This is a genomic window from Massilia sp. 01N417 (assembly GCF_056399645.1).
Genome location: NZ_JBFTRS010000015.1, coordinates 64,192 through 89,257, shown reverse-complemented (window position 1 = coordinate 89,257; position 25,066 = coordinate 64,192). Strand labels below are relative to the sequence as shown.

Sequence of the window (25,066 nt, the reverse complement as noted above, 5' to 3'; positions counted from 1 at the left end):
CCATGAAAGCGATGATTCTTGCAGCAGGCAAAGGCACCCGCGTACGTCCGCTGACCTATGACCTGCCGAAACCGATGATCCCCGTGCTGGGCAAGCCCGTGATGGCCTACCTGATCGAACACCTGCGCAAGCACGGCGTGTCCGAGATCATGGTCAACGTCAGCCACCTGCACGAAAAGATCGAGGAATACTTCGGCGAGGGCGAGCAGTTCGGCGTCCAGATCGGCTACTCCTTCGAAGGCTATACCAAGGAAGACGGCGAAGTGGTGGCGGTGCCGATCGGCTCGGCCGGCGGCATGAAGAAGATCCAGGAATTCGGCGGCTTCTTCGACGACACCACCATCGTCCTGTGCGGCGACGCCCTGATCGACCTCGACCTGAAGGCGGCCCTGCTGGAGCACCGCCGCAAGGGCGCGATGGCCACCGTGATCACCAAGGAAGTGCCTTGGGACAAGGTGTCGAGCTATGGCGTGGTGGTCACCGACCAGAACGGCCGCATCACCCAGTTCCAGGAAAAGCCGAAGCAGGAAGAGGCGCTGTCGAATTTCATCAGCACCGGCATCTATATCTTCGAACCCGAAGTGATCGACCTGATCCCCTCGGGCGTGGAATTCGACATCGGTTCCCAGCTGTTCCCGCTGCTGGCCGAGAAGGGCATGCCCTTCTACGCCCAGGGCCGTCCCTTCAACTGGCTGGACATCGGCAGCGTGTCGGACTACTGGGAAGTGCTGCAGAACGTGCTGACCGGCGAAGTCAACCACATGGACGTGCCCGGCATCGAGATCGAGCCCGGCCTGTGGGTGGGCCTGAACACCAGCATCGACTGGAACGGCACCACCATCAAGGGCCCGGTGTATATCGGCTCGGGTGTGAAGATCGAGGCCGGCGCCACCATCATCGGCCCGACCTGGATCGGTCATGGCAGCCACATCTGCGAAGGTGCCGAAGTCGTCCGTAGCGTGCTTTTCGAATATACTCGCGTACTTAACGATGTGACATTGCACGAAATGATAGTCTTCAAGGACTACAGCATCGACCGCGCCGGCGAGATGAAGCACTCGTCCGAATACAGCTCCGACGAGTGGCTGAACGCCCGCGACCGTCGCCGCAGCCGCCGCAAAGAAGGTGCGGACGAGACAGATTCCACATTAGAGAAACTTAGCGCATGAAAATTTATCCAGTCATCCTCTCCGGCGGCGCCGGCACCCGCCTGTGGCCGCTCTCGCGCGCCCTGATGCCCAAGCAGCTCTTGCCGCTGGTCACTGACAAGACCATGCTGCAGGAGACCGCTTTGCGGGTCCGCGGCTGGCCGGGGTTGATGGCGCCGCTGGTCGTCTGCGGCAACGAACACCGTTTCCTGGTCGCCGAGCAGCTGCGCGAGGTGGGCATCACCCCGAGCGGCATCCTGCTCGAGCCGGTCGGCCGCAACACGGCCCCGGCCGTGACCGCGGCCGCGCGGCACCTGCTGGCCGAGGATCCCGACGCCATCATGCTGGTGCTGCCGGCCGACCACGTGATCGAGAAGAACGAAGCCTTCCGCCTGGCGGTCGAGCGTGCGTACCATATGGTGCAGGACGGTTCGCTGGCCACCTTCGGCATCGTGCCGAGCGTGCCGGAAACCGGCTACGGCTACATCCGCCGCGGCGAGCCGCTGCCGGGCTGCGACGATTGCTACAAGATCGAGCGCTTCGTCGAGAAGCCCGACCGCAACACCGCCGAAGCCTTCGTGGCCGACGGCGGCTTCTACTGGAACAGCGGCATGTTCATGTTCCGCGCCGACCGCTTCCTGGCCGAGATCGAGCAGCACGCGCCCGAGATCGCCAGGGCGGCGGAGCAGGCCATGAGCAGCGCCTACCGCGACCTCGACTTTTGCCGCCTGGACGAAGCCGCGTTCACGGCCTGCCCGTCGGATTCGATCGACTATGCGGTCATGGAACATACCCGTGACGGCGTGGTCGTCGCCGCCGACATCGGCTGGAGCGACGTCGGTTCCTGGTCGGCCCTGGCCGACGTGCAGCAGGCCGATGCCCACGGCAACGTGCAGCGCGGCGACGTCTACCTGGACGGCGTCAGCAATTCGCTGGTGCGCGCCGAGAGCCGCATCGTGGCCGTGGTCGGCGTCAAGGACCTGGTGGTGGTGGAGACTTCGGACGCGGTGCTGGTGGCGCACAAGGACCAGGTCCAGCGCGTCAAGAACATCGTCGACCACCTGAAGGTCCAGGAGCGCACCGAGCACCTGCACCACACCCGGGTCTACCGCCCCTGGGGCTTCTACGAAGGCATCGACGCTGGCGAGCGCTTCCAGGTCAAGCGCATTTGCGTCAAGCCGGGCGAGAAGCTGTCGCTGCAGATGCACCACCACCGCGCCGAGCACTGGGTCGTGGTGTCGGGCACCGCGCGCGTCACCTGCGGCGACAGCGTCAAGCTGCTGGCCGAGAACGAGTCGACCTATATTCCGATCGGCATGACCCACCGCCTGGAAAATCCGGGCAAGCTGCCGCTGCACCTGATCGAAGTGCAGTCGGGCAGCTACCTCGGCGAAGACGACATCGTGCGTTTCGAGGACGTCTATCAACGCGCCTGAGCAACGCGCCTGAGCCGTCCGTTCGAACCGGCTTCGCGACACGCCGCCCGCGCTCCAGCGCCGGCGGCGTTCTCTTTTCCGCAGGTCTACAGTGCGTAGGTCGTCACCCGTCAGGCATACAATGCGTCGATGCGAACCGATGGGGGACTCCGATGAAGACGATCATTGCGGCGGGCGGCATGGTGCTGGCGCTGGCCGGCGGCCTTGCGCGTGCGGGCGATATCATCGGCGGCTCCAGCCTGCTGGACGACGGCCGCCAGGCCCAGCTCGAGCGCTGGCTCGGCAAGGGCGAGTTCAACCTCAACAACGTCTATACCTTGCGCCCAGGCGATACCTCGGCCACCTTCCACCAGGCCGCCGACGGCAAGGGCGCCACCTTTACCCTGCTCGACGTGACCAACAGCAGCGGGCAGAGCTTCCTGGTGGGCGGCTACAATCCGCAGAGCTGGTCGTCCACCGACGGCTGGCACGAGACCGAGCGCGACTTCCAGCGCACCGCCTTCCTGTTCAACTTCACCACGCCGGCAGTCTACCGCCAGGTGCCGACCAGCTACCAGTTGCCCAGCCAGGGCCTGCGCCAGACCTTCAACGACATCCTGTTCGGCCCGGTGTTCGGTGCCGGACCCGACCTGCTGGTCAATGACGGCCTCACCAAGGCCCTGTCCTGGCAGCTGAGCTATGGCAATCCGACGAACGAGGGCATGAGCATCATCGACGGCAGCCTGGGCGGCCAGGCCGTTACCGTGAATGCGATGGAAATCTTCGCCATCGCCCCCGTGCCGGAGCCAGCCGCCGGCGCGATGCTGCTGGCCGGGGTCGGCATGCTCGGCGCGGTCGGACACTGGCGCCAGCGCAAGCGCAAACTGAGCTCGGCGTAAATTGTCCGCGTTACAAGTTGTGGCATGATGAAGGGATGAGATCGATCCGACGTTTTCCTCCCTTCCTGATGCTGGCGGTCAGCGCCGGCGCCCATGCCCAGTTCACCAGTGCTCCCAGTCTGCAGCCAGCGCAACTGGCCGTCGTCATCAACGATGCCGAGCCCAACAGCGTCAAGATCGGCGAGTACTACCGCAAGCGGCGCGGCATCCCGGAAGCCAACGTGGTCCACGTCAGCATTCCGGACAAGCCGCACGAGATCAGCTTCGAGCGCTTCCAGGAACTCAGGGACGAGATCGACGGTCACCTCGGTCCGGACATCCAGGCGGTGCTGATGGTCTGGACCGCGCCCTACAAGGTCGAGTGCAATTCGATCACCGGCGCCTACACGCTGGGCTTCGATCCCTCGCAGTGCGCCAAGACCTGTGCCAGCGGCCGCTCCAGCCCATACTTCAACTCCAGTTCCACACGGCCCTATACCGACCTCAAGTTGCGCCTGTCGATGCTGTTGCCGACCGAATCGGTATCGGAGGCCAAGTCCCTGATCGACCGCGGCGCCTCGGCCGGTTTCCGCATCGTGCCGGCCACCGCCTATTACCTGGTCACCTCGGAAAAGGCGCGCAATTCGCGCGCCGGTTTCTTCCCGCCGCCGGGCCGCATCGAGTCCAGGAAACTCAGCACCAGGACCGTCCAGGGCGACGTGCTGGAAGGCGCGAAGGACGTGATGATCTACGAGACCGGCATGGCCCAGGTGGACAAGCTGGACACCCTGCATTTCCTGCCCGGCGCCCTGGCCGACCACCTGACCTCGCTCGGCGGCGACCTGCTGGGAGAAGGGCAGATGAGCAGCCTGCGCTGGCTGGAGGCGGGCGCCACCGCCAGCTACGGCTCGGTCAGCGAACCCTGCAACTACTGGCAGAAATTCCCCAACCCGACCGTGCTGCTCAAGCATTACGTGCAGGGCAACAGCGCGATCGAAGCCTACTGGAAGAGCGTCGCCTGGCCGACCCAGGGCCTGTTCATCGGCGAGCCGCTGGCGGCGCCCTACCGCAAACGGCCGCGCTGACGGCCGTCCCGGTCCCGTTTCCCGGGTGGTAAACCGGATTGGTCCGTATGGACTAATCCGTGGTCATGATGTTGTCAATTTGCGCATTTAATATGGAATTGTTAAGTGTTTCACTGACAACCTGAGACTTCACTTTTGGGAAACCACATGACTCATCGCGTATCGATCCATTCTCCGGGCCGCCTGACCGTGCTCGCAGCCCTGCTGGCGGGCTTCGCCGCGCCGGCGTTTGCCGCCGGCCCCGTCGTCGTCAGCCAGATTTACGGCGCGGGCGGCAATGCCGGCGCCGCCTGGAACAGGGACTTCATCGAGTTGTTCAACCGCAGCTCGGAACCGGTCAGCCTCGCGGGCATGAGCGTGCAGTACCAGTCGGCGACCGGCACCACCTGGCAGGCCACCGCGCTGCCGTCCTACGTTCTGCAGCCGGGCCAGTATTTCCTGGTCGGCGGCGCGAGTGGCGCCACCGGCACGGATATCGGTAGCGTCGACCAAACCGGCAGCCTGAACCTGTCGGGAACCACCGGCAAGGTCGCCCTGTCCAGGATCGCCACCGCGATGACGACGGCCGACGGCGGCGCGGATGTGATCGACCTGGTCGGCTTCGGCACCGCCAACCGCTTCGAAACCAGCGTTGCGCCGGCACCCTCCACCGTGAATTCGATCCAGCGTGCCGGCGCCGGCTGTACCGACACCGACGACAACGGCGCCGACTTCAGCGCCGGTGCGGTGGTCGGCCCGCGCAGAACGAGCACTGCGTTGCACGCGTGCAGCGGCGGCGGCACCCCGCCGGCCGCGCCGATCGTCCTCAACTGCCCGGCCAGCCTCAGCGGCGGCCTCGGCACCGCTTTCTCCGGCGCCCTGAGCGCATCGGACAGCGACAGCATCGTCAACGCCGCCGTCATCGCCAGCGGCGCCGTGAGCGGCATCAGCCTCACCGAGTTCGCACCGGCCACTGCCGTCGGTGGCAGCGCTTCGGTCAAGCTGTCGGTCGCATCCAACGTACCGGCCGGCCTCTATCCGGTGGTGGTGAGCTTCAGCAACAACGCCAGCCAGAGCAATAGCTGCACCGTCAACGTCTCGGTCGCCGGCCAGCTGACGATCCCGCAGATCCAGGGCAGCGGCGCCACCAGCAAGTACGCGAATACCGTCCAGACCACCAGCGGCGTGATCACCAAGAAGCTCAGCGGCGGCGGCTTCTTCATCCAGGACCCGAACGGCGACGGCGACCCGACCACCTCGGACGCCATCTACGTGTTCGGCGCCACCACCGCCGGCAACGTCGGCGACATGGTGCGCGTGACCGGCACCGTGACCGAATACAAGCCGAGCGGCGCGACCCGTTCCTACACCGAACTCACCAGCGTCACCGCGGTCACCGTCACCGGCAGCGGCTACACCATCGCCCCGACCAATATCCAGCTGCCGAACGCCGACCTGGCCAACTACGAAGGCATGCTGGTGCGCTTCGTCGGCCCGCTGGCCGTGAACGGCAACAGCTACCTGTCCGACCGCGGCGAACTGGTGCTGTCGAACGGCCGCCGCGAGACCCCCACCAACCGCTATCGCCCCGGCACGCCGGAAGCGATCGCACTGGCCAGGGAAAATGCCCAGAACATCGTGGTCCTCGACGACGGCATCTTCACGACCCCGCCCCAGATTCCCTACCTGGCCGACGACAAGACCGTGCGCAGCGGCGACACCGTGAACGACCTCACCGGCGTGCTCGACTTCGGCGCGATCGGCGGCGGCGGCGCCGCGTTCAAGATCCAGCCGACCGAGACCCCGCAGATCAGCCGCACCAATGCGCGCCTGGACAAGCCGGAAGTCGCCCCGGGCAACGTCAAGGTGGCCAGCGCCAACGTGCTGAACTTCTTCACCACCTTCACCGACGGCACCGATGTCGAAGGCCGCACCGGCCAGGGCTGCAAGATCGGCAGTTCGACCAGCAAGAGCAATTGCCGCGGCGCCGACAGCCTGGCCGAGTTCGTGCGCCAGCGCGACAAGATCGTCAACGAACTGAAGGGCATGGATGCCGATGTGGTCGGCCTGATGGAAATCCAGAACAACGGCGACTATGCGGTCAACTACCTGGTCGGCCAGCTCAACCAGGCGGTCGGCTACCCGGTCTACGCCGTCGTGCCGCAACCGCCGGCAACCGGCACCGACGCGATCCGCGTGGCGATGATCTACAAGCCGGCCGTGGTGAGCCTGGTGGGCGCCTCGATGTCGGATAACGCCTCGATCAACAACCGTCCGCCGATGGCCCAGACCTTCAAGTCGGTCGCCAACGGCGCCAAGTTCTCGCTGATCGTCAACCACCTGAAGTCGAAGGGCAGCTGCAGCGGCGCCGGCACCGGCGACAGCGACAGCGGCGACGGCCAGGGCTGCTGGAACGCCACCCGCCTCAAGCAGGCACAGCAACTGGTCAGCTTCATCAACCAGGTGGTGGCAACGTCGGGCGACCCGGACGTGCTGGCGGTGGGCGACTTCAACTCCTACGGCCAGGAAGACCCGATCGTCTACCTGAACGGCCAGGGGATGGTCAGCGAGCTGGAGCGCTTCGTGCGTCCGAACGGCATGCCGTATTCCTATGTGTTCGACGCCCAGAGCGGCTACCTCGACCACGCGCTGGCCAGCACCTCGCTGGACAAGCAGGTGGCCGGCGTGACCGAATGGCATAACAACGCGGACGAACCGGATGCGATCGACTACAACCTGGAAGGCAAGGCCGGCAACGACCCCTACGTGAACAACGCCTTCCGCGCCTCCGACCACGATCCGGTGATCGTCAGCCTGAACCTGGCGCCGGTACTGGCCGACGTCAGCGCCAGCGTGAAGGCGGTGCAGTCGGGCTACACCGTCAACCGCATCACCAGCAAGTACAGCGGCACGGTCACCTTCACCAATGTCAGCGGTGCGGCACTGAACGGTCCCCTGCAGTTCCTGCTGCAAGGCCTGCCGGCCGGCGTCACGCTCGACAACAAGAGCGGCACCAGGGATGGCGCGCCGTATGTGACCTTGCCCGATGCGTCGATCGCCGCGGGGGCCTCGGTCACCGTCAGCGTGAGCTTCAGCAACCCGAACAAGGTCACCATCTCGTACACGCCGAAGCTGTACAGCGGCTCGTTCTAACACACCGAATCAAGGATCCAACAATATGACAACGCTGAAATCGCTCCTGACCAGCTCGCTGCTGGCACTGACCATGGCCTGCGGGGCCGCCCTGGCCACCCCGATCACCTACCACGTGGACCTGAGCACCAAGTCCTTCTCCGCCGACGGCAGCGGCTACCTGGAACTGTCGCTGGCGGGCCCGGGTACCGGGGTGCCGACCTCGGCCTTCATCAGCAAGCTTACCGGCGTCGGCAGCGGCACCACGCTGTTCGGCGACGCGTCCGCGGCGGCCAACGGCTTCACCTTGCGGGCGCCGGACGGCGCGCTGTGGCAAGCCGTCACCTTCGGCGGCCTGCTCGGCTTCGACCTGACCCTCGATCTCGGCGACGAGGGCAATGACGGCAGCCGCTTCAGCCTCGCCTTCGTGAACCAGGACCAGACCGACTACCTCACCGGATCCCTGCTGCAGATCGACCTGTTCGCCGGCGCCGCGCCGCAGATCCAGGGCAGCGACATCGTGCTGATTACCGAAGGCGCCGGCGGCGGCAACACCGACGTGCCCGAACCGGCCGACTGGGCCCTGGTGATGACCGGCCTCGGCCTGCTGGGCCTGATGCGCCGCCGCCGCGCCTGATCCGGGCAGCGGCTGCACTCACCCGCCTGTCCGCGAGGGCAGGCGGGTTTTTTGTGTCTTGTATGTATCCTTTTCGCCACTTTTGCGGCGTCGGCGCCGGCCTGTCCCGGATGGCTGAAGCCCGCTTCCCCCTAGGCTTTGCGCACTTTGTTCATTTATTCGGGAAAGATATCAATCCCCAAGGCAAATCATATTGTTCAGTCCATCTTGCTTGGTGCATATTAAAATCATTCCTGTTCCCGCAGACCCAGCAATGTAGACCGAGCCATGGCAGCACACATTCTCGTGGTCGACCCCGATCCCGCCATCCGCCGGCTGCTCGAGCTGAACCTGAGCAGCGCCGGCCACCATGCCGCCAGCTGCCTCGACGCCGAGTCGGCCCTGGTGATGATGGACGACAGCCTGCCCGAGATGCTGCTGCTCGAGTGGGACCTGCCCGGACAATCCGGCGAGGCGCTGATCCGCCGCCTGCGCGCCCAGGCGCGCACCCGCGAACTGCCGATCATCATGGTGTCCGGCCGGACCGGCGAGCACGACAAGATCCTGGCGCTGGAATCGGGCGCCGACGACTACCTGAGCAAACCCTTCAATCCGCGCGAGCTATTGGCGCGCATGGGGGCGGTGCTGCGGCGGCGCATCCCGCACGTGTCGAGCGAGACCGTGCAGATGGCCGGCCTGCGCCTCGATCCCGGTACCCAGCGCGTGATCGCCGGTTCACGCCAGCTGGCCCTGGGACCGGTCGAATTCCGCCTGCTGAACTTCCTGATGCACCATCCGGAGCGCGTGCACACCCGTTCCCAGCTGCTCGACAAGGTCTGGGGCCGCCATGCCGTGCTCGACGAGCGCACCGTCGATACCCACGTCGGCCGCCTGCGCAATGCCCTGCAGCCCAGCGGCCACCAGGAGCACATCGAAACCGTACGCGGCACCGGCTACCGCTTCGTGGCCTGGAACGCGCGCGTCGACTGGTCCAAGGTCGCCTGAGTTCGCGCGTGGACGCGGTCGTCATCCTCAGCCGGCAGGAGCAGGAATACCTGTTGCGCGCGGTCGAATCCGGCCTGCGGGTGGCCAGCATGCGCCAGTTCTTTCTCTGGACCCAGGGGCAGTTGCAGGCGCTGCTGCCGCACCAGGTGATGGTGGCGCTGCAGTTCGCGCCTTCGGGTGGGCTGCGCCGGCTGGAATGCCTGCACGCGACCGTGCTGCCGGCCCATGCCGAAGCCCTGCTGGGGGACTGCCGCGACGGCCTGGCCCTGCGCATCGCCCGCCACTGCATGCAGGGCGGCAGGCTGCCGGCGCTGGCCGACCTCGGTGCGCATGAAGCGGACGACAGGCGCGGCGCGCTGGCCGGTTTCGGAAGGGAATTGCGGGAAGCCGGCTTCGACAGCGTGCTGGTGCACGGCACCGGGCCGCTGGCGGACGGGGCGAGCGTATTCGTGCTGCTCGGCCTGCCGATGCGGCCGGGGCCGCGGCATGCCTATTTCCTGGAGTTGCTGCTGGCCCACCTGCACCTGGCGCTGCTGCGCCTGCCGGCGCCGGACGCGCATGCCGCCGGCCTGCCGCCGCGGCCGCTGAGCGCGCGCGAAACGGAGATCGTCGGCTGGCTGCGCGAGGGGAAAAGCAATGAAGAGATGGCGCAGATCCTCGGGATCAGCGCGCTGACCGTCAAGAACCACCTGCAGCGGATCTACCGCCTGCTCGGGGTCGGCAATCGCGCGCACGCGCTGGCGCGCTGCCTCGAACTACGCCTGCTGGAAGCCTGAGCCTCCGGCGGACCCGGATCAGATGCTGCTGTTGGTGTTGCCGGCTGCCTGTTCAAGGGCGGCGCGACGCATCGCATCGTAGCGGTAGGCTTCGGCGTTGGCGTCGATGATGCGCGGGCTCTTGCAGCCGTCGGCGGCGCAATCCGGCGCCGGCATGGCGGCTGCGACCTGGGCGGCAGTGCCCGACTGTCCGGACACCAGCACGGCGGCGGCGGTCTGGGTCGGCTGGTCGGCCTGGCCACCACCGCAGGCGGCGAGGATGGCGGCGACGACGAGGGCGGAAGCGGAGCGGAAAGCGTGAAGTTTCATGTGCGGAAGAGGGTGTGTTCAACAGATGATCTATTGTAGGCAGGAAATTTTCCGCGGCTCAATATTTTTTTCGTTAATTTAGTGCAAATATTGATGTTTTGAAAGATTTTTGTGTGGAAATGAGCGAAGTTGGGCGACGATGCCGAAAGTGGACTTGGGGAAATTTTAAATGCGCCAAAGTAACGTCGTGCTGGTGCGACGTTTGCGTACTGACAGCTAGAAAAACTGCATAAACAAATTCACACGCGCGGCAAGCTGTGTTATCGCTCCGGCACAGTGGAAGAGGGCGGAAGGAAGGCGAGGGAAGCCGGCGCGCGCTGGGAGCCGCGCCGGCGGTGCATCAAGGGGATCAGCTGCGGCGGCGGTTGCCCGCGCCCACGCCCAGCAGGCCCAGCGCCAGCAGGGCCGCGCTGGCCGGCTCCGGCACCTCGTTGCTGGGCAGGTCGGACAGGGCAATATTGTCCAGGCCGATCTGGGCCGGATCGCCGCCCAGGCCACCGCACTGGAATTCCGCATTGCAGCGGAAGCCGACGATGGCCAGTTCGATGAACTGCTGCTGCGAGAACTCGAGGCCGCCGACGGCATCGGTCGCGTCGAAATGCTGGAAGGCGATGGTGTCCGGGATGTCGAACTGGATGGTGTCGACGGTGGTCCCGTCGGCGCGCAGGCCGATCACTTGCAGCGCCGCCGGGATGGCCGGGTACTGCTCGCCGAGGGCGGCGATGAAGCTGGCGTCGAGTCCGCTGAAGCTGAAGGTCGCTCCCGACACGGTCGGCGTGATGTCGATCAGGCCGCTGGTCAGCAGGTCGAAGTAGGTGGTCGTGTCATTGGTCGGGCAGAGGTTGGCGCCGCAGCTGGCCGGGTTGCTGCCGTTGATGAAGCGGCCGATCAGGACCGTGTTCGGCGGCGCCACACCACCCGGATCGAGGAAGGTGACCTTGTAGCCGTCCTGCACCAAGCTTCTCGTGTTGAGCGCCGGCCCGCTCTGGCCTTCGAAGGTGATGACGGCTGCCTGGGCCGCCCCGGCGGAGGCGATGGCAAGGACGGCAGTGCCGAAGAGTCGTTTGAGTACACCGCCGCGAAGTGTGGTCCTGATCATGGCTTCACCTTTTTTCGTTGGAGGATGCGCGGATGCGCGCCTTGCGGGACTGCCCAGAAATTGTTACAGAATATATCATTCTAGATAACTTTGTGTGGGAGATAACACACAAGCGAACAGACGGCGGCCTGCGTATTTTGCCGAATAATATTTGCATAAAGTAAGCAGCCGGCATGTAACGGCTGCTGATGAATGAAGAATGCCGATGGCTCATCGGTACACTTGACGCTGCGACGGGCCGGGGCGCATGATGGGTCCATGCGAACCCTGATCCCCTTATTACTGGCGCTGGCCGCCTGTACCGCCTGCAGCGCAGCCACCCCCGACGCCCGGCAGGCGCCGCGCGGCACCCAGGCCCCGCCGGCCGCCGCGGGAGAGGCGGGCGCTACCCTGGCGCGCATCCGCGCCCTGGTCGGCACGCCGGACTGTTCCACCGATGCGCAATGCCATACGCTGGCGCTCGGGGCGCGTCCCTGCGGCGGGCCGGAGAGCTACCTGGCCTGGTCCTCGGGCAAGACGCAGCAGGCCGAGTTGCAGGCCCTCGGCGAGCGCTACAAGGAAGAACGGCGCGCCGCCAATGCGGCGGACGGCAGGGCCTCGACCTGCCAGTACATGATGGATCCCGGCGCCGTCTGCCGTGCCGGCACCTGCCAGCTGGGCGGCGGCGGGGTCCTGCAGGCGCGCTGATTCCCCGGCGCTCCCCTTTGCGGGGCATTATTCCTGGCATTTTCCGGTTACAGGCTGGTGACGGATCGACAGCTTTCCTTCGATTGTCGCAACATGTGTTGCATAGTAAAAAAGAAATTGTCTGTGCGTCTAGGAGCATGGTAGCCTTGCACGGCTAGGCTTTCCAAAAGCACAAAGGAGTGGGAATGGTTTCAGAGTTGTACCGGGGCGCACACGCTCGCGTCGACAAGGCCCGCAGCGCCGGTTTCACGCTGCTCGAGCTGCTGGTGGTGATCGTCATCATCGGCCTGCTGGCCGCTTATGTCGGCCCCAAGTATTTCTCCCAGCTCGGCAAATCCGAAGTCACGGTGGCACGCGCCCAGATCGAAGCCTTCGAGAAGTCGCTCGACACCTATCGTCTCGACGTCGGCCGCTACCCCACCACCGAGGAAGGCCTGAACGCCCTGATGGCGGCGCCGCCCACCGCCGCCGGCAAATGGAACGGTCCCTACCTGAAGAAGGGGGTGCCGCTCGATCCCTGGGGCCACCCCTACCAATACCGTGCGCCAGGCACCAAGGGCGACTACGAGATCGTCTCGCTCGGCAAGGACGGCCAGCCGGGCGGCACCGGCGACGCCGCCGACATCAGCTCGCAATAAGCGCGCCTGCCGTGCAGTTCGCGGTCCGCACCCTCGCGCCCGACATGACCATCGCCAGCGTGGTGGTCGATGCCTCGGATGAAGCCGACGCGCGCCGCCAGGTCGAGGCGCGCGGTCTCTACGTCAGCGCGGTCGAACCGGCGCGCGCGGCCGGCTTCCAGCTGCGCCGGCGCGGCGGCAAGCTGTCGCTGGTGCTGTTCAGCGAGGAGCTGCTGGCCCTGCTGACCGCGGGCCTGGGCATCGTCGAGGGCCTCGAAGCCCTGCTCGAAAAGGAAGCCGGTCCGTCCACCCGCGCGGTACTGGAACGCCTGCTGGGCGGCCTGCGCGAGGGCAAACGCTTCTCCGGCGTGCTGGCCGAGCAGCCGGCCCTGTTCCCGCCGCTCTACGTCGGCATCGTGCGCGCCGCCGAGGGCACCAGCGACCTGCCGCGCGCCCTCGAACGCTATATCGAATACCAGCAGCGCATCGACGCCGTGCGCTCGAAAATCGTCAGCGCCTCGATCTATCCGGCGATCCTGCTGATGGTCGGCGGCGGCGTCTCGGTCTTCCTGATGACCTATGTGGTGCCGCGCTTCGCCGAAGTGTACCAAGGGGCCGGGCGCAACCTGCCGTGGATGTCGCGCCTGATGCTGGACTGGGGCCAGTTCGCCGGCCGCCACGCCGGCGGCCTGCTGCTGTCCTTCGCCGCCGCCATCCTGCTGGCCGCCCTGGGCATCCGCCGCGTGCTGCGCCAGGGCGGCGCCGCGCGCCTGCTGGCCAGCTTGCCCGGCATCGGCGAGCGCGCCCGTGTCTACGAACTGTCGCGCCTCTACCTGACCCTGGGCATGCTCAACGAGGGCGGCATCACCATCGTCAGCGCGATCGAGACCGTGCAGGGCATGGTCTCGCCCGGCATCGGCGCCAGCCTGCGCGCGGCCAAGGCGGCGGTCGAATCCGGGCGTCCGCTGTCCGACGCCTTCGAAGCCAACGGCCTCACCACGCCGATCTCGCTGCGCATGCTGCGGGTGGGCGAGCGCACCGGCGACATGGGCCCGATGCTGACCCGCTCGGCCGCCTTCTACGACGGCGAGATCGGGCGCTGGATCGACCGCTTCACGCGCACCTTCGAGCCGCTGCTGATGGCCGCCATCGGCCTGGTGGTCGGCGCCATCGTGGTGCTGCTGTACATGCCGATCTTCGACCTTGCCGGAGACATGTCGTGACTGATTCGAACGTCGACATGCTCGCCCAGTTCGATCCCGCCTTGCTGGCGCGGGCGCGTGCCCAGAGCCGCCAGTCGCAGCGTTCGCTGGTCGAGGAGCTGCAGGCCCTGTCCGGGCTGGAAGCACGCCAGATCGTGCGCCGGCTGGCCGAACCCTTCGGCCTGACGGTCATGGAGACGGCCGAGATGTTCGGCCGCCAGCCGGCCTTCGACCTGCTGCCGCTGGCGCATGCGATGGCGCGCAACTGCGTCCTGCTGAAAGACGGCGAGGGTCAGCTGACCGGCGTGCTCGCCGATCCCTTCGACCTCGACCTGCAGACCTGGCTGGCGGCGCAGGCCGGCTGCACGGCGGCGCGTCCGCTGCATCTGCGCCTGGCGCTGGCCGGCGACATCCAGGCCTATCTGGGCAAGCAGGAGGAATCGGCGCGCGCGGTCGATACCCTGGTCGGCGACAGCGCAGATGCGCGACGCGACGGCAAGACCGCCGCGGTGCTGTCCTTCGCCTCGGTGTCCGAAGGCGCCAGCCCGGCCGTCAAGCTGGTCAACTCGACCCTGTACGACGCCCTGAAAGCGGGCGCCTCCGACATCCACCTGGAGAGCACGGCCGGCGGGCTGGCCGTGAAATACCGCGTCGACGGCGTGCTCGATCATGCGGCCTCGGTGGGCGGCATCGAACTGGCCGAGCACATCATCTCGCGCCTGAAGGTACTGGCCGAACTCGACATCGCCGAGCGCCGCATCCCGCAGGACGGCAGCTTCCGCGTGGAGTCCGGCGGGCGCGAGATCGACCTGCGGGTCTCCATCATGCCCAGCATCCACGGCGAGGACGCGGTCATCCGTATCCTCGACAAGCGCGCCATGATCGAGTCCTACGGCGCGCTGACCCTGGAGGCGCTGGGCTTCGACGCGCCCTCGCTGGTCACGCTGCGCATGCTGGCCCAGGAAGCCTACGGCATGCTGCTGGTGACCGGGCCGACCGGCTCGGGCAAGACCACCACCCTGTACGCGGCGCTCACCGAGATCCACAACGGGCGCGAAAAGATCATCACCATCGAGGACCCGGTCGAATACCAGCTGCCCGGCATCCTGCAGATCCCGGTCAACGAGAAGAAGGGCCTGACCTTCGCCAAGGGCCTGCGCTCGATCCTGCGCCACGACCCGGACAAGATCATGGTCGGCGAGATCCGCGACCGCGAGACCGCCGAGATCGCGGTGCAGTCGGCACTGACCGGGCACCTGGTTTTAACGACCGTCCACGCCAACAATGTGTTCGACGTGTTCGGCCGCTTCACCCACATGGGCATCGACCCCTATGCCTTCGTCTCGGCCCTGAACGGTATCTGGGCCCAGCGCCTGATCCGCATGAACTGCCCGCACTGCGCCACGCAATACGAGCCGGACGACGCCGAGCTGGCCTCGGCGCACCTGCACCCGGACGAGGTGGGCGACTACCTGTTCATGCGCGGGAAGGGCTGCGGCGACTGCCGCGGCACCGGCTACAAGGGCCGCCGCTCGATCGCCGAGATCCTGACCCTGAACGACGAGATCCGCGAACTGATCGTCGACAAGCAGCCGATCCGCCGCATCAAGGCCGCGGCCGCCGCCAACGGCACCCGCAGCCTGCGCATGGCGGCGCTCGACCTGGTCCGGCGCGGCGCCACCACCATCGAAGAGATCAAACGGGTGACCCTGCATGCGTAGATGGCTGAGACCCTGGCTGGGGCATGCGCTGCGCCTCGGGATCGCGCCCGACGGCCTGGCGCTGGTGCGCACCAGCGCATGGCAGCATGAGCGCGCGCTGCTGCTCGGCCAGCTGCGCCTGGCCGCGGATGGCGCGTACACGGGCCTGGATGCCATCGCCGAGGCGCTGCCGCTGCTGCTGGACGAGCACGACGTGGCCGGCATGCGCTTGAGCGTGGTGCTGTCCGACGAACTGGTGCGCCTGTGGCAGGTGGCGCCCCCGGGCGGCGCGGCGCGGATGGCCGACCTCGAAGCCGCCGCCGCGCTGCGCTACCAGGCGCTGTTCGGCGCCGGCCTGGCCGGCTGGACGGTCCGCGCCGACTGGAACGCCAGCCAGCCCTTCCTGGCCACCGCCGTGCCGCAGGCCTTGCTGGCGCAGCTGCGGCAAGCCGCGGCCGGCCACCGCCTCCACCTGGTCGAGGTGGCGCCGCAATTCGTCGCCGCGTTGAACCAGTTCCGTTCGCGCCTGCGCCCCGGCGCCTGGTTCGGCCTGGTGCACGGCGGCGTGCTGAGCGTGGCGGCCTTCGACGGCAAGCAGCTGGCCGCGGTGCGCACCGCGCCGATTCCCGACGGCGCCGACCGCGACTGGCTGGAGAGCCACGTCGCGCGCGAGGCGCTGCGCGTGGGCCTGGGCCGCCCGGAACGCCTGCAGGTCTGCGGCCCGGCGCCGCAAGGCTGGGCCAGCAGCGCCGGACGCCTGAAGTTCGCCTGCACCCTGTTCGAGGACGAGCTTGATCCGCTATGGCCGGACAGCGCGCGCCTGGCCATGACGGGGAGGGCGCCATGAAGAAGGTCCGCATCGATTTCGCGCCGCCGGGCCTGGTGCGCAGCGTGTTCCGCACGCCGCGCCTGGGCTGGCTCGCGCTGTGGGTGCTGGCCTGTTGCGTATTCGGCCTGGTTGCCGCCAACCTGGGACTCGGCAAGCGCCAGTGGGAAATCGAGCTGCTGCGCGCGCAATCGCAGGCGCGCATCCAGGCGCAGGCGCAGGCGCGGACGGCGCCGCCGGCCGTGGCCCGGCCGCCCGTGCCCGACGCCCAGGCGGCCGCGGTGAATGCCGCCGTGCTGCAGCTGAACCTGCCGTGGCGCGCGCTGCACGACGCGGTGCAGGCCGGCACGCCGGCCAGCGTCGCCCTGCTGGCGCTGGAGCCGGATGCGCGCAGGCACAGCGTGCGCATCACGGCCGAGGCGAAGAGCAGCGACGACATGATCGCCTACGTCGAGCAGTTGCAGAAGCAGGAATGGTTCAGCACCGTGGTCCTGGCGCGCCACGAGATCAACGAGCAGGATCCGAACCGGCCGATCCGCTTCCAGCTCGACGCCCAGTGGAGGGCGGCGCAATGACCTCCGCGTCGTTCGGCCACCTCATGCTGCGCCTGCGGCTGGCCGTGCGCGCCAATCCGCTGCTGGCGGCGGCCGCACTGGGCCTGCTGGCCTGCCTCGCGGCGCTGGCCTGGACCCTGCACGCCGTCGTGCAGGCCGATGAGGAGCGCGATGCCCTGAAGGCGGCCGCGGCGCGCACGGCGAGCCTGGCATCAAGGATACCGGCGGCCGCGCCGGCCCCCGCACTCCCGGCCGCGCCGCCGCCCGACACGCTGGACGCCTTCTACGCCGCGCTCGGCCCGCGCCGCTACGCCGAGCAGCAGGTGAAGACCCTGTTCGCGCTGGCGGCGAAGAACGGCCTGTCGCTCAGCCAGGGCGAGTACAAGAGCGCCTACGACCGCAATGCGCGCCTCACCACCTACCAGGTGAACCTGCCGGTGAAGGGAAGCTATGGCGCCATCTGGCAGTTCGCGCTGGACGCGCTGCGCGCGATCCCGTTCGCCTCGCTGGACGACATCGGCTTCCGCCGCGACAGCATCGGCGACCCGGTGGTCGAGGCGCGCCTGCGCCTGACCCTGTACCTGAAGGACGTTCCGGGAGGCGAGCGATGAAGCCGCGCCACCTGCTGCTGGGCGCGGCCCTGGCGGGCGCCGCGCTGCTGGCCATCTTCGGCGACAGGGCGCCCGGCAGCGAGGTGGCCGAGGCGGTGGCGCGGGCGCCGCGGCCGCGTGCCGCATCGCTTGCGCCATCCGCGGTCGCGGCGTCCACCGGAGGGGCCGCCACTGCGGCCACGCCGGCCGCGGCGGAGGCCGGTGGAGCGCGCATCCTGGCGCTGATACCGCGCGAAGCCCTGGTCGGCGACAGCGAGGCCGGATTCCGCCAGGGCGAACATGGCGTGTTCGGGCGCCAGGACTGGACGCCGCCCCCGCCGCCGCCCCAGCCCGCACCGCCGCCCCCGCCGCCGAGCGCGCCGCCGCTGCCCTTCACCTTCATCGGCAAGGCGGTGGCCAACGGCGCCTGGGAGGTCTACCTGACGCGCGGCGACCGCACCTATGTCGTGCGCGACAAGAGCCTGATCGACGGCACTTACCGCGTCGACGCCATCGCACCGCCCTTGCTGACCCTGACCTATTTGCCGCTGAACCAGGTTCAGCAGCTCAATATTGGAGTGTTCGACTGATGCTGCGTCTGTCCCGTAACTTGGCGGTACCCCTTGCAGTCGCCGTCCTGCTGGCCGGTTGCGCCGGCCAGGCAGCCTACCGCGAGGGCAATGCGCTGGTGGCCCAGGACAGGGTCGAGGCCGGCCTGCTGAAATACCAGGAAGCGGTGGCCGCCGATCCTGCGAATGCGGCCTACAAGACGGCCTGGCTGCGTGCGCGCGACAACGCCACCAACCGCCTGCTGACCCAGGCCGACCGCGAACTCGCCGACGGCAATGTGCAGCTGGCCCTGCAGGATTACCAGCGCGTGCTGGCCATCGATCCGGTCAACGACCGCGCCCGCGCCGGCCTGCGCCTGGTCGAGGCCGACCGCCGCCACGCCGTGCTGCTTGAGGATGCGCGCGCCGCCTTCGAACGCAAGGACTACGACAGCGCGCGCCAGAAGCTGGGCGCGATCCTGAGCGAGCGCCCCAGCCACGAACCGGCGCGCCTGCTGCTGGCCGAGGTCGGCGAAAAGACCGCGGCGGCGCCGGGCGAGGCGGCCCTGGCCCAGGCCTTCAAGACGCCGATCAGCCTGGAATTCCGCGATGCCCCGATCAAGCAGATCTTCGAAGTCATCGCCCGCCATTCGGGCCTCAACTTCCTGTTCGACAAGGACGTCAAGACCGACCAGCGCGCTTCCATCTTCCTGAAGAACAGCACGGTCGAATCGGCGGTCTACTACCTGTTGATGACCAACCAGCTCGAGCGCCAGGTCATGGACGGCAACACCATCCTGATCTACCCGAACATCGCGGCCAAGCAGAAGGAATACCAGGAGATGACGGTCAAGACCTTCTTCCTGGCGAATGCGGAGGCGAAGAGCATCGCCAACACGCTCAAGACCATCCTCAAGTCGCGCGACGTGGTGGTCGACGAAAAGCTCAACCTGGTGATCCTGCGCGACAGCCCGGAAGCGGTTAGGCTGGCCACCCAGCTGGTCCAGCTGCAGGACGTGCCGGAGCCCGAGGTCGTGCTCGACGTCGAGGTGCTCGAGGTGCAGCGCAACCGCCTGCTCGATCTCGGCGTCGACTGGCCGACCGCGCTGTCCTTCGCGCCGCTGAAGAACCTGAACGACGTCCCGCTCACCATCGACCAGGTGCGCGGCCTCAATGCCGGCAATATCGGCGTGACCGGCGTGTCGGCCACGATCGCCGCCAAGAAGACCGACGGCGACGCCAACACCCTGGCCGCGCCGCGCATCCGCGTGCGCAACAAGGAAAAGGCCAAGGTCGTCATCGGCGACAAGCTGCCGACCATTACCACCACCATCTCCTCGGGCGTGGGCGGCTTTGCCTCGGAGTCGGTGAATTACGTGGACGTCGGCCTAACCCTGAACGTCGAGCCGACCATCTACCTGAACAACGAGATCGGCATCCGCATCTCGCTCGAGGCCAGCACCCTGGTCGACACCATCCAGACCAAGACCGGCACCACCGCCTACCGCATCGGCACGCGCTCGGCCGCCACCATGCTGCAGCTGAAGGATGGCGAGAACCAGGTGCTGGCGGGCCTGATCAAGAACGACGAACGCAGCAGCGCCACCCACCTGCCGGGCCTGGGCGACCTGCCGCTGGTCGGCCGCCTGTTCGGCAGCCGCCAGGACACCCGGGACAAGACCGAGGTGGTGTTGTCGATCACGCCCCACCTGGTGCGCAACATCCAGCGTCCGGCCGCCGGCGCGGCCGAGTTCAATGCCGGCACCGAGGCCAGCTTCCGGCGCCGTCCGGACCAGGCGGCGCGCCTGCCTGCCACGCTGCCGGGACGTCCGCAGCTGCCCGCGCCGGCGCCGGTCGCCGCGGCGCCGGCGGCGATGGTGCCGGCCACCAGCGTCAACATGGGCGGTCCGCCGCCGGCCGCGCCGCCCTCGAGTCCCGCCACCGCGCTGCCGCCGACGCCCGAGGTGCAGGCCGTGCCGCTGCCCCAGCCGGACGTGACGCCGGTGCCGTCCCGCCAATGATGCGTCGCGCGCGCGGCTTCACGCTGATCGAGCTGCTGGTCACGCTCGCCATCCTGGCCCTGCTCGGGACCATGGTGGTGCCAGCCGCCAGCATGGCCGTGCAGCGCCGCCACGAGCAGGACCTGCGCCTGGCCCTGCGCGAGATCCGCCAGGCCATCGACGCCTACAAGAAGGCCAGCGACGAAGGCCGCATCGCCAAGGCCGTGGGCGCGACCGGCTATCCGCCGAAGCTCGAGCTGCTGGCCGACGGTGTGGTCGACCAGCGCAGTCCGAAGAAGGCGAAGATCTACTTCCTGCGCCGCCTGCCGCGCGATCCCTTCGCCGCCGACCCGGCGCTGGACGACGCCCAGACCTGGGGCAAGCGCAGCTATGCCAGCGAGGCCAAAGAGCCGAAGGAGGGCGACGACGTGTTCGATGTGTATTCGCTGTCCGGCCGGGCGGGCCTGAACGGCATCCCCTACGGCAGGTGGTGAGCGCATGAAGACGAACCGCGGGTTCACCCTGATCGAACTGCTGGTGGTGCTGGGCATCGTGGCCCTGCTGCTGACCCTGGCCGTGCCGCGCTTCTTTCCCAGCGTCGACAGGACGAAGGAGACCATCCTGGCCGAGAACCTGAGGACCACGCGCGCGGTGATCGACCAGTTCCATGCCGATACCGGGCGCTATCCGGAATCGCTGGAGCAGCTGGTCGATAAAAAATACCTGCCGCGCCTGCCCTTCGATCCGGTGGCGGACAGCGATGCCAGCTGGATCGTGGTGCCGCCCGAGGATCTATCGCGCGGCAACGTCTACGACATCCGCAGCGGCGCCGAGGGCAAGGGCCATAACGGCAAGCCGTATTCCGAATGGTAGCGCGCCGGCCTTCCATGCGGCTGGGCCGCGAGGCCGGCTTCACCTATGTCGGGCTGATCGTGCTGGTCACGATCATCGGCCTGGTGGGCGCCGCGACCCTGAAGGCCGACGCCCTGTTGCGCCGCGCCGCCGCCGAGCAGGAGTTGCTGGAGATCGGCGCCGCCTTCAGCGCCGCGCTGACCAGCTATGCGGAGGCGACCCCGCGCGGCCAGCCGCCGCAGCCGCCTTCGCTCGAAGAACTGCTGAAGGATCCGCGCTTTCCCGGCACCCGCCGCCATCTGCGCAAGATCTTCGTCGACCCGGTCAGCGGCAAGGCCGAGTGGGGCATCGTCTGGCTGAACAAGGGGGGCGGCATCGACGGCAAGGGCAGCGGGGTGGTGGCGGTGTACAGCCTGTCGCAGTCGAAGCCGCTGAAGCAGGCGAACTTCGATGCGCGCTTCCAGAACCTGGAGGGCCGCGAGCATATCTCGGACTGGAAGTTTGCGGCGACCGGGCAGGGGGTGGCGCAAGGGCAGCCGGGTCAGCCGCCGGGGCAGCCTCCAGGGCAGCCGGGCCAGCCGGGATTGTTCGGCCAGCCGGGCCAGCCCGCTGCCGGCCAGCCGCCCGGCGCCGCGCCGTCCGAGCCGCCGTCGCTGTTCCCGGTGCGCGGCCATCCGGAGAATGTGAAACCGCCGCCGGCGGAGAATGCGGCGCCGCCGGAGCCGGCCGAACCGCCGCCGTCGGAAGCCTCGGGCTCCGGCGACGACGAGAAGGACGAGAAGGACGAGAAGGACGAGAAGGACGCGAAGGAGCGGCTTACTTCGCGCGGCGCATGAAGTCGCGCGGACGGAAGCCCAACGCGAACAGCACGGCAAAGTAGACGGCGGCGCTGAGGCCGATGATCAGGAGCAGGGCGCCGATGCGCAGGAAGGGATGGGAGCGCAGCGCGGCCCAGTCGAGCTGCGCCTGGCTGAACCAGGCCGCCAGGCCCATCACGACGACGGCGGCCACCACCTTCAGGAAGAAGATCAGCCAGCCGGCATGCGGCGTGTAGATGCGGCGCCGGCGCAGGCCGATGAACAGGAACAGCGCGTTGATGCAGGCGCCCATGCCGATCGACAGCGCCAGCCCGGCCACGCCCAGCAGCGGCACGAAGACCAGGTTCATCGCCTGGGTCGCGATCAGCACGCCGATGGCGATCCGCACCGGGGTGCGGATGTCCTGGCGCGCATAGAAGGCCGGGGCCAGGATCTTGACCAGGATGATGCCCAGCAGGCCGGCGGCATAGGCCATCAGCGGCGCGGTGGCGGCGGCCACGTTGGCGGCGTTGAATTCGCCGTAGTTGAACAGGGCGGCGATCAGCGGCGTCGACAGGGCCGCCAGGCCGACCGCGGCGGGCAGGGCCAGCAGCAGGGTCAGGCGCAGGCCCCAGTCGAGCAGGGCCGAGTATTCGGTGGCGTCGCCGTCCGAATTGGCTTTGGACAGGCTGGGCAGCAGGATGGTGCCGAGGGCCACGCCCAGCATCCCGGTCGGGAATTCCATCAGGCGGTCGGCGTACTGCAGCACGGAGACCGCGCCGCCGCCCATGTTCGAGGCATAGTTGGTGTTGATGAGCAGGCTGATCTGGGCGGCGGAGACGGCGAACACTGCCGGGCCCATCTTCTTGAGGATGCGGCGCACGCCGGGGTCCTTGAGGCCCGAGAGCGGGTTGAAGGACAGGCGCGGCAGCATGCCGATGCGCTTCAGGGCCGGGATCTGGATCGCGATCTGGGCCACGCCGCCGACCATCACCGCCACCGCCATCGAATAGATCGGTACCTCGAAGTACTTCACCAGGAACAGCGAGAAGATGATCGAGGACAGGTTCCACAGCACCGGCGTGAAGGCCGGGATCTTGAACTCGCGCCAGGTATTCAGCACGGCGCCGGACAGCACCACGAAGGACATGCAGGCGATGTAGGGGAACATCAGGCGGGTCATGACGACCCCCTTGTCGAAGCCGTCGCCGTCCAGGCCGCTGGCGATGGCCATCAGGATCAGCGGCGAAGCGATGACGCCGATCACGCTGACCAGCACCGTCGCCCAGACCAGGGTGGTGGCGACGTGGTCGACCAGGCTGCGGGTGGCGGCTTCGCCCTTCTGGGTCTTGTATTCGGCCAGGATGGGCACGAAAGCCTGCGAAAAGGCGCCTTCGCCGAACAGGCGGCGCAGCAGGTTGGGCAGGCGGAACGCGATATAAAAGGCGTCGGTGTAGGGCGAGGCGCCGAAGGCGCGGGCAAACAGGCTGTCGCGTAGCAGGCCGGTGATGCGGGAAACCATCGTCATGCTCGAGATGGCCGCCAGGGTTCGGAGTAGGTTCATAGACCGCGATTATAGCTGGGCAATAGCCTCGGGAAAGCTACATGGCGTCGCTTTTTGCGGGGTAAAGCGGACAGGAATATGAATTGGGAATTGCCCTGCGATGAAACCTTCGCTATAATCGAGGGCTGTATTGAATTCAGTTGGCAGACACTAATCGTTTGAGGTGTTTGCGGACGCAACTTACACCGATTAGGAATTTCCATGGCAAATACCGCACAGGCGCGCAAGCGCGCTCGTCAAGCAGTTAAGCAAAACGCTCACAACTCGGCACAGCGCTCGACCCTGCGCACCGCGATCAAGGCTGTCAAGAAGGCCATCCAGGCTGGCGACAAGGCCGCTGCGACCACCATCTTCCAGCAATCCGTGTCGACTATCGACAGCATCGCTGACAAGAAAATCATCCACAAGAACAAGGCCGCTCGCCACAAGAGCCGCCTGGCTGCCGCCATCAAGGCCCTGTCGGCCTAATTCGGCACGGCACGCGCGGCTTGCCGCGCAGTTCTGAAGGATGAAAGACCCGCCCGACTCCGGTCCGGCGGGTTTTTTCGTTTGCCCAACCCGCCAAAATTCGGGGTCAAAATTCGGGGTCAGAGCACTTTTTCGGACAACTGCCCAGGCACATGCTTCTGCGCCGGGTAGGGCAGACCCGGCCTTCCAGCGCGGCTTATCGCCCAGCAGGGATGCTGTGAGGATCTTGCCAAAAAAAGTGCTCTGACCCCGAATTCATGACCCCGAATTCAAGAAAAAAGGCAGGCCGTGGCCTGCCTTGCTTGTCCGGCGCTGGGGCTTACTTGGCGGGTTCGGACGGCATCGCGGGGGCTGCGGTTTTCCTGGTTTTCTTCATCTTCTTGGCTTTTTTCGGTGCGACGGCGGCCGGCTCTGCCGGCGACGCGGCCRGTGCGGCTGCGGGCGCGGCTGCCGGGGTGGCGGCGAACACGGAAACGGCGAACAGCGAAGCAAACAGCCCAGCGATGAGTTTGGACATTTCGGGTTCCTTTTCGTTAAGAAATCGATCCACGACGTGAATCTGGCTCGTTAACGGCAGGCATTCCTTGCGGGATGAGGGTCTTGCCCTTGAGGCAAGTCAAGCCCTCAGCGCGTCTTCGCCTTTCCGGCACCGACCGCCTCCGCCGGCACTTCCATCCAGTCGCCCGGCATCAGCGGATGGCTGGCCAGCGAGAACGGGCCGATGCTGGTACGCACCAGGCGCAAAGTCGGCAGTCCGACCGCGGCCGTCATGCGCCGCACCTGGCGATTCTTTCCTTCTTGCAAAGTGATGGCGATCCAGCTGGTCGGCTTGTCCTGGCGCATGCGGATCGGCGGATTGCGTGGCCACAGCCATTCCGGTTCGGCGATCTGCACCGCGCGGCAGGGCTTGGTCACGAAGTCGCCCAGGTCGAGCGGCGCCTGCAGGCGCGCCAGCAGTCCGGCGTCGGCCGCGCCTTCCACCTGCACGATATACGTCTTGGCTTCTTTCTGGTCCGGATGGGCGATGCGGTGCTGCAGGCGGCCGTCGTCGGTGAGCAGCATCAGGCCTTCGCTGTCGGCGTCGAGGCGGCCGGCCGGGTAGATATTCGGGATATCGATGTAGTCGGCCAGCGAGGCGCGGCCCGGCTCGGCGCTGAACTGGCAGAGTACCTGGAATGGCTTGTTGAATAAGATGAGGGACATGTAATCGGTTTTTAGA

The 25,066-nt window shown here is 67.3% G+C and carries 26 protein-coding genes; 21 read left to right on the top strand and 5 right to left on the bottom strand.

The annotated features are described in order from the left end of the window. The first annotated feature begins 2 nt into the window (after nt 1-2). The 8 genes from AC1DOQ_RS16760 (at nt 3) to AC1DOQ_RS16725 (ending at nt 10,034) form a co-directional block, all read left to right on the top strand. Entirely contained in the window at nt 3-1,169 is a 1,167-nt protein-coding gene (locus tag AC1DOQ_RS16760) for a nucleotidyltransferase family protein (protein WP_477366499.1), read from the top strand. Next, on the top strand, nt 1,166-2,584 hold the full coding sequence (locus tag AC1DOQ_RS16755) for a mannose-1-phosphate guanylyltransferase/mannose-6-phosphate isomerase (RefSeq protein WP_477366496.1): 1,419 nt from the start codon (nt 1,166-1,168) through the stop codon (nt 2,582-2,584). Before AC1DOQ_RS16760 ends, AC1DOQ_RS16755 begins: the two co-directional genes overlap by 4 nt. Before the next feature lie 152 nt (nt 2,585-2,736). Further along, nucleotides 2,737-3,462, top strand: a complete 726-nt coding sequence (locus tag AC1DOQ_RS16750; protein WP_477366494.1) for a PEP_CTERM-anchored TLD domain-containing protein — start codon at nt 2,737-2,739, stop codon at nt 3,460-3,462. Nucleotides 3,463-3,497: 35 nt separating this feature from the next. After that, a complete protein-coding gene (locus tag AC1DOQ_RS16745; protein ID WP_477366491.1) occupies nt 3,498-4,526 on the top strand; it encodes a TIGR03790 family protein in 1,029 nt (342 codons plus the stop codon). 147 nt (nt 4,527-4,673) lie between these two features. Further along, complete coding sequence (locus tag AC1DOQ_RS16740; protein ID WP_477366489.1) at nt 4,674-7,658, top strand: ExeM/NucH family extracellular endonuclease; 2,985 nt, start codon at nt 4,674-4,676, stop codon at nt 7,656-7,658. A gap of 25 nt (nt 7,659-7,683) precedes the next feature. Further along, nucleotides 7,684-8,274: an NF038129 family PEP-CTERM protein gene (locus AC1DOQ_RS16735; RefSeq protein ID WP_477366485.1), complete on the top strand. Its 591-nt coding sequence runs from the start codon at nt 7,684-7,686 to the stop codon at nt 8,272-8,274. Between the two features lie 267 nt (nt 8,275-8,541). Then, nucleotides 8,542-9,258 (top strand): winged helix-turn-helix domain-containing protein, encoded by a 717-nt coding sequence (locus AC1DOQ_RS16730; RefSeq protein WP_477366482.1) that lies wholly within the window; start codon nt 8,542-8,544, stop codon nt 9,256-9,258. Between the two features lie 8 nt (nt 9,259-9,266). Beyond that, on the top strand, nt 9,267-10,034 hold the full coding sequence (locus AC1DOQ_RS16725) for a LuxR C-terminal-related transcriptional regulator (protein WP_477366479.1): 768 nt from the start codon (nt 9,267-9,269) through the stop codon (nt 10,032-10,034). 18 nt (nt 10,035-10,052) lie between these two features. On the opposite strand, the gene AC1DOQ_RS16720 is transcribed toward AC1DOQ_RS16725, so the two are convergent. Together AC1DOQ_RS16720 and AC1DOQ_RS16715 are read right to left on the bottom strand one after the other, a co-directional pair. Beyond that, a complete protein-coding gene (locus AC1DOQ_RS16720; RefSeq protein WP_477366476.1) occupies nt 10,053-10,343 on the bottom strand; it encodes a hypothetical protein in 291 nt (96 codons plus the stop codon). 349 nt (nt 10,344-10,692) lie between these two features. Continuing rightward, entirely contained in the window at nt 10,693-11,442 is a 750-nt protein-coding gene (locus tag AC1DOQ_RS16715) for an NF038120 family PEP-CTERM protein (RefSeq protein ID WP_477366473.1), read from the bottom strand. A 258-nt stretch (nt 11,443-11,700) separates the two neighbouring features. Here AC1DOQ_RS16715 and AC1DOQ_RS16710 point away from each other — a divergent pair, with 258 nt between their 5' ends. The 12 genes from AC1DOQ_RS16710 (at nt 11,701) to AC1DOQ_RS16655 (ending at nt 21,854) form a co-directional block, all read left to right on the top strand. Then, nucleotides 11,701-12,129, top strand: a complete 429-nt coding sequence (locus tag AC1DOQ_RS16710; protein WP_477366470.1) for a hypothetical protein — start codon at nt 11,701-11,703, stop codon at nt 12,127-12,129. A 185-nt stretch (nt 12,130-12,314) separates the two neighbouring features. Continuing rightward, the gene (gene gspG / locus AC1DOQ_RS16705; protein WP_477366467.1) at nt 12,315-12,767 is read left to right on the top strand and encodes a type II secretion system major pseudopilin GspG; all 453 of its coding nucleotides are present in this window, start codon (nt 12,315-12,317) and stop codon (nt 12,765-12,767) included. 11 nt (nt 12,768-12,778) lie between these two features. Next, a complete protein-coding gene (locus AC1DOQ_RS16700; protein WP_477366464.1) occupies nt 12,779-13,969 on the top strand; it encodes a type II secretion system F family protein in 1,191 nt (396 codons plus the stop codon). 17 nt (nt 13,970-13,986) lie between these two features. Then, on the top strand, nt 13,987-15,669 hold the full coding sequence (locus tag AC1DOQ_RS16695; RefSeq protein WP_477366664.1) for a GspE/PulE family protein: 1,683 nt from the start codon (nt 13,987-13,989) through the stop codon (nt 15,667-15,669). Then, nucleotides 15,662-16,495, top strand: a complete 834-nt coding sequence (locus AC1DOQ_RS16690) for a hypothetical protein (protein WP_477366461.1) — start codon at nt 15,662-15,664, stop codon at nt 16,493-16,495. Before AC1DOQ_RS16695 ends, AC1DOQ_RS16690 begins: the two co-directional genes overlap by 8 nt. Next, a complete protein-coding gene (locus AC1DOQ_RS16685) occupies nt 16,492-17,049 on the top strand; it encodes a PilN domain-containing protein (protein ID WP_477366458.1) in 558 nt (185 codons plus the stop codon). Before AC1DOQ_RS16690 ends, AC1DOQ_RS16685 begins: the two co-directional genes overlap by 4 nt. Continuing rightward, nucleotides 17,046-17,639 carry a hypothetical protein gene (locus AC1DOQ_RS16680; RefSeq protein WP_477366455.1) on the top strand — a complete coding sequence of 198 codons (594 nt, stop codon included), beginning with the start codon at nt 17,046-17,048 and terminating at the stop codon, nt 17,637-17,639. The genes AC1DOQ_RS16685 and AC1DOQ_RS16680 overlap by 4 nt, the downstream gene beginning before the upstream one ends. Continuing rightward, complete coding sequence (locus AC1DOQ_RS16675) at nt 17,636-18,208, top strand: hypothetical protein (protein WP_477366452.1); 573 nt, start codon at nt 17,636-17,638, stop codon at nt 18,206-18,208. The genes AC1DOQ_RS16680 and AC1DOQ_RS16675 overlap by 4 nt, the downstream gene beginning before the upstream one ends. After that, nucleotides 18,208-20,187, top strand: coding sequence for a secretin N-terminal domain-containing protein (locus tag AC1DOQ_RS16670; RefSeq protein WP_477366450.1), 1,980 nt, complete (start codon nt 18,208-18,210; stop codon nt 20,185-20,187). Before AC1DOQ_RS16675 ends, AC1DOQ_RS16670 begins: the two co-directional genes overlap by 1 nt. After that, nucleotides 20,184-20,660 carry a type II secretion system protein gene (locus AC1DOQ_RS16665; RefSeq protein ID WP_477366447.1) on the top strand — a complete coding sequence of 159 codons (477 nt, stop codon included), beginning with the start codon at nt 20,184-20,186 and terminating at the stop codon, nt 20,658-20,660. Before AC1DOQ_RS16670 ends, AC1DOQ_RS16665 begins: the two co-directional genes overlap by 4 nt. A 4-nt stretch (nt 20,661-20,664) precedes the next feature. Beyond that, nucleotides 20,665-21,039, top strand: coding sequence for a type II secretion system protein (locus tag AC1DOQ_RS16660; RefSeq protein WP_477366444.1), 375 nt, complete (start codon nt 20,665-20,667; stop codon nt 21,037-21,039). 14 nt (nt 21,040-21,053) lie between these two features. Continuing rightward, nucleotides 21,054-21,854: a type II secretion system protein gene (locus tag AC1DOQ_RS16655; protein ID WP_477366441.1), complete on the top strand. Its 801-nt coding sequence runs from the start codon at nt 21,054-21,056 to the stop codon at nt 21,852-21,854. Here the strand turns inward: AC1DOQ_RS16655 and murJ are convergent. Further along, nucleotides 21,835-23,379 carry a murein biosynthesis integral membrane protein MurJ gene (gene murJ / locus AC1DOQ_RS16650; RefSeq protein ID WP_477366438.1) on the bottom strand — a complete coding sequence of 515 codons (1,545 nt, stop codon included), beginning with the start codon at nt 23,377-23,379 and terminating at the stop codon, nt 21,835-21,837. The genes AC1DOQ_RS16655 and murJ overlap by 20 nt on opposite strands. A 201-nt stretch (nt 23,380-23,580) precedes the next feature. Here murJ and rpsT point away from each other — a divergent pair, with 201 nt between their 5' ends. Next, nucleotides 23,581-23,847: a 30S ribosomal protein S20 gene (gene rpsT, locus AC1DOQ_RS16645; RefSeq protein ID WP_047823157.1), complete on the top strand. Its 267-nt coding sequence runs from the start codon at nt 23,581-23,583 to the stop codon at nt 23,845-23,847. A gap of 319 nt (nt 23,848-24,166) precedes the next feature. Here the strand turns inward: rpsT and AC1DOQ_RS16640 are convergent, their stop codons facing one another. Together AC1DOQ_RS16640 and AC1DOQ_RS16635 are read right to left on the bottom strand one after the other, a co-directional pair. Further along, on the bottom strand, nt 24,167-24,364 hold the full coding sequence (locus tag AC1DOQ_RS16640) for a hypothetical protein (protein ID WP_477366435.1): 198 nt from the start codon (nt 24,362-24,364) through the stop codon (nt 24,167-24,169). A gap of 107 nt (nt 24,365-24,471) precedes the next feature. After that, nucleotides 24,472-25,050, bottom strand: coding sequence for a pseudouridine synthase (locus AC1DOQ_RS16635; RefSeq protein WP_477366432.1), 579 nt, complete (start codon nt 25,048-25,050; stop codon nt 24,472-24,474). Nucleotides 25,051-25,066: the final 16 nt, after the last annotated feature.

What these genes read in the sequence shown, in the direction of transcription:
- AC1DOQ_RS16760 (WP_477366499.1), top strand. Translation starts at nt 3, where the DNA reads ATGAAAGCGATGATTCTTGCAGCAGGCAAAGGCACCCGCGTACGTCCG.
- AC1DOQ_RS16755 (WP_477366496.1), top strand. Translation starts at nt 1,166, where the DNA reads ATGAAAATTTATCCAGTCATCCTCTCCGGCGGCGCCGGCACCCGCCTG.
- AC1DOQ_RS16750 (WP_477366494.1), top strand. Translation starts at nt 2,737, where the DNA reads ATGAAGACGATCATTGCGGCGGGCGGCATGGTGCTGGCGCTGGCCGGC.
- AC1DOQ_RS16745 (WP_477366491.1), top strand. Translation starts at nt 3,498, where the DNA reads ATGAGATCGATCCGACGTTTTCCTCCCTTCCTGATGCTGGCGGTCAGC.
- AC1DOQ_RS16740 (WP_477366489.1), top strand. Translation starts at nt 4,674, where the DNA reads ATGACTCATCGCGTATCGATCCATTCTCCGGGCCGCCTGACCGTGCTC.
- AC1DOQ_RS16735 (WP_477366485.1), top strand. Translation starts at nt 7,684, where the DNA reads ATGACAACGCTGAAATCGCTCCTGACCAGCTCGCTGCTGGCACTGACC.
- AC1DOQ_RS16730 (WP_477366482.1), top strand. Translation starts at nt 8,542, where the DNA reads ATGGCAGCACACATTCTCGTGGTCGACCCCGATCCCGCCATCCGCCGG.
- AC1DOQ_RS16720 (WP_477366476.1), bottom strand. Translation starts at nt 10,343, where the DNA reads ATGAAACTTCACGCTTTCCGCTCCGCTTCCGCCCTCGTCGTCGCCGCC.
- AC1DOQ_RS16715 (WP_477366473.1), bottom strand. Translation starts at nt 11,442, where the DNA reads ATGATCAGGACCACACTTCGCGGCGGTGTACTCAAACGACTCTTCGGC.
- AC1DOQ_RS16710 (WP_477366470.1), top strand. Translation starts at nt 11,701, where the DNA reads ATGCGAACCCTGATCCCCTTATTACTGGCGCTGGCCGCCTGTACCGCC.
- gspG (WP_477366467.1), top strand. Translation starts at nt 12,315, where the DNA reads ATGGTTTCAGAGTTGTACCGGGGCGCACACGCTCGCGTCGACAAGGCC.
- AC1DOQ_RS16695 (WP_477366664.1), top strand. Translation starts at nt 13,987, where the DNA reads ATGCTCGCCCAGTTCGATCCCGCCTTGCTGGCGCGGGCGCGTGCCCAG.
- AC1DOQ_RS16690 (WP_477366461.1), top strand. Translation starts at nt 15,662, where the DNA reads ATGCGTAGATGGCTGAGACCCTGGCTGGGGCATGCGCTGCGCCTCGGG.
- AC1DOQ_RS16685 (WP_477366458.1), top strand. Translation starts at nt 16,492, where the DNA reads ATGAAGAAGGTCCGCATCGATTTCGCGCCGCCGGGCCTGGTGCGCAGC.
- AC1DOQ_RS16680 (WP_477366455.1), top strand. Translation starts at nt 17,046, where the DNA reads ATGACCTCCGCGTCGTTCGGCCACCTCATGCTGCGCCTGCGGCTGGCC.
- AC1DOQ_RS16675 (WP_477366452.1), top strand. Translation starts at nt 17,636, where the DNA reads ATGAAGCCGCGCCACCTGCTGCTGGGCGCGGCCCTGGCGGGCGCCGCG.
- AC1DOQ_RS16670 (WP_477366450.1), top strand. Translation starts at nt 18,208, where the DNA reads ATGCTGCGTCTGTCCCGTAACTTGGCGGTACCCCTTGCAGTCGCCGTC.
- AC1DOQ_RS16665 (WP_477366447.1), top strand. Translation starts at nt 20,184, where the DNA reads ATGATGCGTCGCGCGCGCGGCTTCACGCTGATCGAGCTGCTGGTCACG.
- AC1DOQ_RS16660 (WP_477366444.1), top strand. Translation starts at nt 20,665, where the DNA reads ATGAAGACGAACCGCGGGTTCACCCTGATCGAACTGCTGGTGGTGCTG.
- AC1DOQ_RS16655 (WP_477366441.1), top strand. Translation starts at nt 21,054, where the DNA reads ATGCGGCTGGGCCGCGAGGCCGGCTTCACCTATGTCGGGCTGATCGTG.
- murJ (WP_477366438.1), bottom strand. Translation starts at nt 23,379, where the DNA reads ATGAACCTACTCCGAACCCTGGCGGCCATCTCGAGCATGACGATGGTT.
- rpsT (WP_047823157.1), top strand. Translation starts at nt 23,581, where the DNA reads ATGGCAAATACCGCACAGGCGCGCAAGCGCGCTCGTCAAGCAGTTAAG.
- AC1DOQ_RS16635 (WP_477366432.1), bottom strand. Translation starts at nt 25,050, where the DNA reads ATGTCCCTCATCTTATTCAACAAGCCATTCCAGGTACTCTGCCAGTTC.